6 protein-coding genes and 1 pseudogene are annotated in these 7,712 nt (G+C 62.1%); 5 read left to right on the top strand and 2 right to left on the bottom strand.

Annotated features, from left to right (window positions below; translation table 11 throughout):
* From ACLP9N_RS21755 to ACLP9N_RS21740, 4 genes are all read left to right on the top strand, one after another.
* Nucleotides 1–532: hypothetical protein (locus ACLP9N_RS21755; RefSeq protein WP_442409349.1), on the top strand; the 532-nt coding region annotated here is incomplete at its 5' end.
* Nucleotides 533–699: 167 nt separating this feature from the next.
* Complete coding sequence (locus ACLP9N_RS21750; RefSeq protein ID WP_442409348.1) at nt 700–825, top strand: hypothetical protein; 126 nt, start codon at nt 700–702, stop codon at nt 823–825.
* A gap of 29 nt (nt 826–854) precedes the next feature.
* Complete coding sequence (locus tag ACLP9N_RS21745; protein WP_442409347.1) at nt 855–2,393, top strand: tetratricopeptide repeat protein; 1,539 nt, start codon at nt 855–857, stop codon at nt 2,391–2,393.
* A 135-nt stretch (nt 2,394–2,528) separates the two neighbouring features.
* Nucleotides 2,529–3,119, top strand: a complete 591-nt coding sequence (locus ACLP9N_RS21740) for an HdeD family acid-resistance protein (protein WP_442409346.1) — start codon at nt 2,529–2,531, stop codon at nt 3,117–3,119.
* 307 nt (nt 3,120–3,426) lie between these two features.
* On the opposite strand, the gene ACLP9N_RS21735 is transcribed toward ACLP9N_RS21740, so the two are convergent.
* The gene (locus ACLP9N_RS21735) at nt 3,427–4,401 is read right to left on the bottom strand and encodes an Lnb N-terminal periplasmic domain-containing protein (RefSeq protein ID WP_442409345.1); all 975 of its coding nucleotides are present in this window, start codon (nt 4,399–4,401) and stop codon (nt 3,427–3,429) included.
* Nucleotides 4,402–4,460: 59 nt separating this feature from the next.
* On the bottom strand, nt 4,461–6,323 hold the full coding sequence (locus tag ACLP9N_RS21730; protein WP_442409344.1) for a patatin-like phospholipase family protein: 1,863 nt from the start codon (nt 6,321–6,323) through the stop codon (nt 4,461–4,463).
* A gap of 318 nt (nt 6,324–6,641) precedes the next feature.
* On the opposite strand from ACLP9N_RS21730, the pseudogene ACLP9N_RS21725 reads away from it, so the two are divergent.
* Nucleotides 6,642–6,779: pseudogene (locus ACLP9N_RS21725) on the top strand (ISAzo13-like element transposase-related protein); the annotation flags it as partial.
* Nucleotides 6,780–7,712 lie beyond the last annotated feature (933 nt).

Raw genomic sequence — 7,712 nt, 5'->3', positions numbered from 1 at the left:
CAATCGGTACAGCGTGATCTATGCCCGCCAGGGCGGTCGCTGGCTCCACGCCAGGATCCGCGACGAACAGCCCGACGAGGTCTCCCCGCACGAGCAGCTCCTGCAACTGGAATGGATGCTCGGCGAGTGGGTCAACGAGAGCGACGACGGGATCGTCAAGACTAACTGCAAGTGGTCGGATAACGGCAACTTCCTGCTCCGTGAATTCGACGTCAAGGTCGAGGGGAGCATCGCGCTGCGCGGCACCCAGCGCATCGGCTGGGACGCACAGCGGAAGCAGTTCCGCACGTGGGTCTTCGATGACCGGGGCGGCTTCGCCGAGGGGTTGCTGTCGCGTGACGGCGACCGCTGGATCACCAGGGCGTCGGGAGTCCGCTCGGACGGACAATCGGTCTCAACCACGAACGCGTTCAAGGCGCTCGGCAAGGACAGGATCCTCTGGGAGACGCTGGAGCGAACGGTCGGCGGCGAAGTCGTGCCTGGCACCGATCAGTTCTACCTGGTCCGCCGTGCTCCGCTCCCCGGCAAGTGAACGCCTACATTCGGCCGTTATTCGTTCATCCGAGACATCAGTGAGATAGTCCAGGAGAAGAGCGATGGGACCCCGAGCTGGTAGAGGACTCCTGATGATCATCTTGGTGCTGACCCTGGGCATTCCGCCAGCCTTCGCCCAACGTGGAGGGCGTGGGGGAGGCGGTCGTGGCGGTGGGGGAGGCGGCTTCCGTGGCGGCGGTGGAGGCGGTGGTTTCCGTGGCGGCGGTGGAGGCGGCGGTGGTTTCCGTGGCGACGGTGGAGGAGGTGGCTTCTCTCATAGCCCAGCGGTAAGCAGCCCCAGACCGGCTCAGCGGCCCGCTTTGGCTGGTGGAGCGGGCGGGCGCCCTTCGACACTTCCCAGCCGGCCTTCGGGTGGTGTCGGTCGACCGGGAGTAGGCGCCGGCGGCAACCGCCCCTCGACACTTCCCTCCCGGCCTGGTCTCGGTGATCGCCCTGGCATCGATAACCGGCCGGGCGTTGGCAACCGACCCGGCATCGATAACCGGCCGGGCATCGGAAATCGCCCGGGCATCGGAAATCGCCCTGGCATCGATAACCGGCCGGGCATAGGCAATCGCCCCGGCATCGATAACCGGCCAGGCATCGGCAATCGCCCGGGCATCGACAACCGGCCAGGCATCGGCAATCGCCCGGGCATCGACAACCGCCCTGGCGGCGGTGACTTCGTCAATCGACCTGTTGACCCCGGTTACGGGGCTCGCCCGCCCGCATACAACGGCTGGCGCGGTGCATACTGGGGCTACCACCGGGGATGGGCCAACGGTTACTGGCACGGCTACCACGATAACAACTACTGGGGATGGGGTTCCTTTGCGTTGGGAGCCGCGACCGGGGTGACGGCCTGGGCCCTCGGCTCGTCGTTCTACAACTGGGGCTATGCCAGCTATGCGAACCCCTACTACGCCGAAACGGCTGTGGCCCAGCCGATCGTGATTGAGCAGACCGTCGCTGGCGGTGAACTACAGACGGTGACCGTGCCCGCCTACACGTATGACTACAGTCAACCCATTGACACGCAGTCCGCCCCGCCGCCCGAGGAGGTCGCCAGCCCCGCCGTCGCAAGGTTCGACTCGGCGCGAGCGGCTTTTGGCACCGGGGACTATGCCGGCGCACTCAAACTCACCGATGAGGCACTGAAGGTCCTTCCCAACGACGCGACCCTCCACGAGTTCCGGGCACTGGTCCTCTTCGCGGTCGGCAAGTACGACCTCGCCGCGGGGCCACTTTACGCCGTGCTCTCGGTCGGACCTGGCTGGGACTGGACGACCATGGCCGGTCTCTACCCGAACATCGAGGTCTACACAAGCCAGCTCCGCAAGCTGGAGGCGTTCGTCTCCGCGAATCCGACGTCCACGGCCGGCCGTTTCGTCCTGGCTTATCACTACCTGACTCAGGGCCACACCGAAGTGGCCGTGAGCCAGCTCAAGCAGGTTGTGGCCCTGGCTCCCCAGGACACGCTCTCGGCTCAGCTCGTCAAGCAGTTCTCGCCGCCATCAGAGCCAACCGGCACCCCGGCGCCATCAACTGCACCGGAACCGGCTGCCGCACCCGCCAAGCAAGGGAATCTGGCCGGAAACTGGACCGCTCACCCGGCCGGCGATACGACGATCGACCTGCGCATCGGGGACGATGAGACCTTCACCTGGAAGGTCACTTCCAAGGGCAAGCCCAGGCAGCTCGCCGGGAAATGGTCACTCACCAACAACCTGCTCACGCTGGCTCAGGAGGGAGACGCAGGGGCACTGGTCGGCCGTGTCTCGTGGCAAGCCGACGACAAGTGGAGCTTTCGCGTCATCGGGACGGGACCCGAGGATCAAGGGTTACTCTTCACCCACTGAAAGCGGCCTCATTTGGATCTGAGCGGGGCACCGGCCGGATTAGATCAGGAAGTGCCGCCACGGGATTCCCAACATCCGAGGTGTTAGACTCGTTGTGGCGACGCCACTTACCTTCGAGTCATCAGGAGAACGACAATGAGCAGCACCGGCCTCCCCGAAACTCCGTTACGCAAGGTGATCCGTCATGAGCTCCAGGCGATCCGAGGCAAATGGATCTGGCTGGTGGTGCTGGGGATCGCCCTGATCGTGCTCGGGACCATCCTCCTCGGCTCCCCGGTGATTGCCACCCTCGCGACCGTGACCACGCTCGGCGTCTTGATTCTCGTCGGAGGCGGCATGGAGGTCGTCGGCGCGTTCTGGTGCCGGGAGTGGAGCGGGTTCTTCCTCGCCCTGCTTTCGGGTATCCTGGGCGTCGTTCTCGGCCTGATGCTGCTGGGCAACCCGATCCAGGGAGGAATCACGCTGACGATCCTGCTGGCGAGTTTTCTCTTCGTGGGCGGCATCTTCAAGGCCGTCGCGGCCATCGCTCACCGGTTCGGCGGCTGGGGCTGGCTCCTGCTGAGCGGCGCGATCGACATCGTGCTCGGCGTCATGATCTGGCGTGAGCTTCCGATGTCGGGACTGACGATCATCGGCGTGCTCGTCGGCATCAGCATGATCTTCCGCGGGGTGTCGTGGCTCATGGTCGGCTTCGCGCTCAAGCGGCTTCCCAGTCCGGCCGCTTGACCTTCCATCGACTTAAGCCGCAAAACGGTCACCCGACGATGCGTATCGAGCCGCCCTGTAGTTCCGGTAACGAGATCTTCCAGAGTCTCGCAATCGCCGAGGTCCGGAACCAGGGCGATGGCCAAGACAGTCCGCAGTTAGGGGGCTCTCCTCGGAACGGGAAGAATTGCACGCTAAGGTTGGGGAGCCTCTTGGCTGAGGGGTAGGTGAAGCTGCCGAAGTGGGCGATGCTTCTCCCACTCGCCAGGCCTCCAGACACCAGCTGATCAGGTGAAAGATCGTTGAATCGGTGACAGTCCAATTAGGGCTACGGCATCACAATCTGCGCGCGAATTTGCTGAGAGAAATCTGCGGCGTCGGCGGCGGCCAGGGCCCGCTCGCGAATGGCGCAGCGTGCTTGCAATTCTCGGTACGGCAAACTGTTGTCCAAAAAGCCGAGTCGATACATCGCGCGGGCTGACAACCCATTCAAGAAGATGTTGGGCTTCAGCCACCACGGCACGTTCGCGCGGCGGTGGTAAAACAGATTTGTTGTGCAGTTACTAGTGACTGAGTTGTACCAATCGGGTTGGACGGCCAGTATCTCGATCCGCCTGACGTAGTCGAGAAGCAGTCGTCGCAAATTTTGCGGAGGCAAACGCAGACGATACATGTACACTTGCTCATTACGGATATTCGTCCGCAGTCGCACGATGTCGCGCTCGTCCCCCAAAACAAACATTAATTCATACGATCGAAACAAACCCCACAGCGGCGAATACGATTGCCAGCGCTGGCGGCGCGCTTCGACCGATACACACAGGAATTGCCCGTCGTCGAACCCGAAGCTCACCAGCGTGTGCGCCATCACCGGTCCCGACCAGTGCGCCAAGAAATAATCAACCGACAACAGCTTCACCAGGTCGTACGTTCGTTCCTCGTAGCGCGGGACCGGTTCGCCCGACGCCGAGTAGCTAAAGTTGCGAAAGTGCCGCACGTGCAGCATGTCGCCCGCGATCTCGGCGCGGGGCAGCACTTCCATCCCCACGGCCCAATCACCGTCCGATCTTGGGCGCAGCGAAAACCACCACGTGATCGTGATCACCAGCAACCCCAACCAGATGGTGAGCGCCCAGGGGATGAGCGGCAGCACTCCCAGGCTCGCGCCCACAATGGTCAACGGGACGCACGACACGAACCAGCGCAGCCACGGCCGACGCACGTGGTAATGAACCGCCAGTGCGATCCAGATCGTGGTCGGGACGACGACGAGCCCGATGAACAGCGCCGCGAGTGAAATCATGAGATCATACACTTTTCGAAGTGGTGCGATTAAACAGCGCCGGCGCGGGTAGAACGCAATTATCCGCGCGACCTGGGCTGTTCAAGCAATCGGTCTTCCAACTCGACCAGCCGCTGCTTGAGTTCCGCAATTCTGTCGTGCGCTGCGGCCTCCCCAACGGCCGCAATCTCGACTGTGCGGTGAAACTCGGCCAGACCGAAACCCGAAATGTCCGGCTTGATCCAGAAATCGACCGCTCGATTGCGAAGTTTACCGATGTTGTGCGCCTGTGACTCGAAGATGCGAAACAGCGTGTCGAGAGCGCTGGCGTTTCTCATTCTTGCAGTAGGCATGTCGGGGCGATTGCCAGCGAACTCATTGCGCACCCGGCTGGAAACATCAACGCCCACGACGAAGTCGACGCCGCTTTCGGCAAGCACGTCGGCCGGCAGATTGTTGAGCACACCCCCATCAACGAGGGCCATGCCATCGCGCAGAATCGGTTTGGAAACAATCGGTAAGTTGATGCTTTCGAGGATCGCGTGGACCGCGTCCCCTTGCCGGCGCACTACGGTGCGCACTTGCACCAAATCGACCGTAACGGCATTAAACGGAATCGACAGTTGCTCCAGTCGCCAATCGTGCAGATATTTCCGCAGCATGCCATCCCAGGCGCGGCGACGGTACTGCGAAACAAGGTACCAGTTGGGCCACTTAGGCAAGTTGCGAAACAGCCGCGGGGGCGTCAGGTCGTGCTGAAAGATCTTGATTGCTAGTTCTGGAGACATGCCCGAGGCGTAAAGAATGCCCGCCATTGCACCGGCGCTGGTGCCCGACATTATGTCGAATGACAGTCCTGCCTCTTCCAACGCGTGCAACACGCCGAGGTGGGCCATGCCTTTCGCGCCGCCGCCAGCCAATGCGAGGCCCACCGAAATGCCGCGCAACGCTCTAACGAGGCGGTCAAGTCCCTGGCGTTCCTTTCGTGTTAAGGCGCCCCCCGTTGATTCGACCGCGACTTTGACATCGGCCTTCTTGAACTCCCAGCCACTCAGCAGCGGCGCCACCGGCGTGTCGGCATCGAGCAACCAAACGATGCGCACTTTTTGTGCCAGTTCTCCCTGCAGCGAATTCAACGAAACAAGGTCCTGGCTCAAATTCGCCGCGTCGCGCGGTTCGAGCAGCCACAGCACCTCGTCGCATCCCAGTAGTTGCCTGAATTCCGTCCGACCGTTGGAGCGGGGCGACCAGATCACGATTTGCCGATCGACCTCAGGCGCAGGTGACTGCAACAGCGGAGTATCGCTTGCCGCGAGTTCTTGAATAGGCAAGGCGTCGGGCCAACTCCCCGTCGACGTCAAGTCCGATGGCTGGCCGGCCCAAGCTCGCAATCGTTCGCCTGCCGCGAGCAAGCGCGCTGCCAGGCGTCCAGCCAGCAAGCAGCCGCGCGGCGACGTGGCGACGATTCCCAGCCGCGGCGACGGCAGGCTTCGCGACGCCACACCGGCCACTACCTTGAAGCGCTCGCTCAGCGTGTGAAACAGGTTCTGCATCATCTGGGGATAGGTCTTGACCCACTCGTGCAATAACGCTGCCGGCGCGACCAGCAGCGTGCCATGGGTCCGCGCAGTATAGCGAACGGGACGAGTCGGCGCTTTCTCCAGGATGGCGATCTCGCCCACCGTTTCGCCTTGTCGTATCGTACCGAGCCACTTTTCCCGTCCGCGAGGATCTGTCAAAAAGGAGTCGAGTTCGCCTTCGACCAGGATCCAAAACTCGGTAACCTCGTCACCGGCCGAAGCCAGCGTCTCACCTGCCGCGAACGGTCGCATGAGAGTTTCGCTGGCGATGGCTGCAAGTTGTTCGGAATCCAAGCCTTCACAGAACCGAACCGTCCTCAACCAAGCCACCACGCGCTCGGCGTCCGCTGTCAAAGCTGGCATCTGGAACCTCAATGAAGATGTTGGCGCACGAGCGTCAGTGTATCGTTGACAGGATTGAGATAATGTCCCACCGTCAGTGGAAAGTGGCGTTGGCGACTCCGGCTCGATTCGACGTTTTCCGCCCTTCACAATTCTGTCGCGAATCGTTGCCAGACCCCTTGCCCCGGCCCCGGTTGGTCTCGACAAGGTCGGCGTACGGGAAGGGACACCGAGGGTACTTGTACAGGTACTTCATGTACAAGTACGTCGGCGTACTATCCAGGTAGAAGTAGTACTCCTTGACGTCCTCACAAGGTCTGTCCGTCAAGAGCGGAACTCGACCGAGGCAGCTATCCGACCGGGATCAAGGTGACCGACGAGCAACTGGCTACGGTGAACATGACACCGGATGAATTCCACGGCGACTGGAACTATTCCATCCAGCTTGAGATGCGCAAAAAGTGGAGGTTATTCTGACGAGACTCTAAGATGGTGAGAGGCGACCCAAAGATGTAACTCTCGGTCGTGTCAGAATAACACGCCGCGGGCGGTGCGATGCCGGAGCGCCGGGAAAAATGTTCCAACCGCTACGGCGGCGGCTCCCGTCTTCAGTATAACACACCGCGGGCGGTGCGATGCCGGAGCACCGGGAAAAATGTTCCAACCGCTACAGCGGGAGCGGCTCCCGTCTGCGGGCGCGGGACGTTGCGCCTCTCGGCCTCGGCCCGATGGCCCGGCCGGCCGTAGGCTCGATCGAGGTGCCACCCGGGTGCCTCGTGGTCCGACAACCCACCGACCTTCGTTCCTGGTCACCCCACCACCCGAAGGGTCGGAGTCCTCATCCCCGACCCCCAACGGCCTTCGCCGGTTAGTCGAGGCCGCCAGCCGACCCCTCCCATTCCTGAGTAGCAGGATTGGGGCCGGATCGCCCGTCTTTGGCAAAGCGTCACCTGACGCTTTGCCATCCTGCCCCACACTCCCGAACCGGCACCCCTTAGCGTGCAATTTTTCCCGTTCCGAGGAGTGACCCCAGTTAGGTGCAGTACCTGGAATTGGCCCCACAGGCGGAACTGGACTGGCTTGCTCGGCTCGATCGATGCCGACGAGGAAGCACCCACTACACGTCGGAGTAAGGTCTGTGGTAGAATAAATAACCAAGTGACTTGTGGGGGAGAAATCGCATGTCGCAGCGGCCATAGGCGACTCCTGAGCCTATTTCGAGAGCGATGAGGAGCCGGTCCCGGATCAGACGCACCGGCTTCTGCACACGGGACCACGTCTTTGGTCGAGCCACTTGCGGTGAGGCTGAAGTTCGAGCGGGTTCTCCTCAGCGGAAAGCTCCGATACGATCCAGCGATCATGTGCCAATTCCTGGGACTTTGCTCCCAACCGCCGGTGGGTCTTCGACCG

Origin of the sequence: Mycobacterium sp. (genome assembly GCF_052144515.1) — a bacterium.
Lineage (GTDB): Bacteria > Actinomycetota > Actinomycetes > Mycobacteriales > Mycobacteriaceae > Mycobacterium.
The sequence above is the reverse complement of the archived record's forward strand: the minus strand, read 5'-3'. Positions and strand labels throughout refer to the sequence as shown.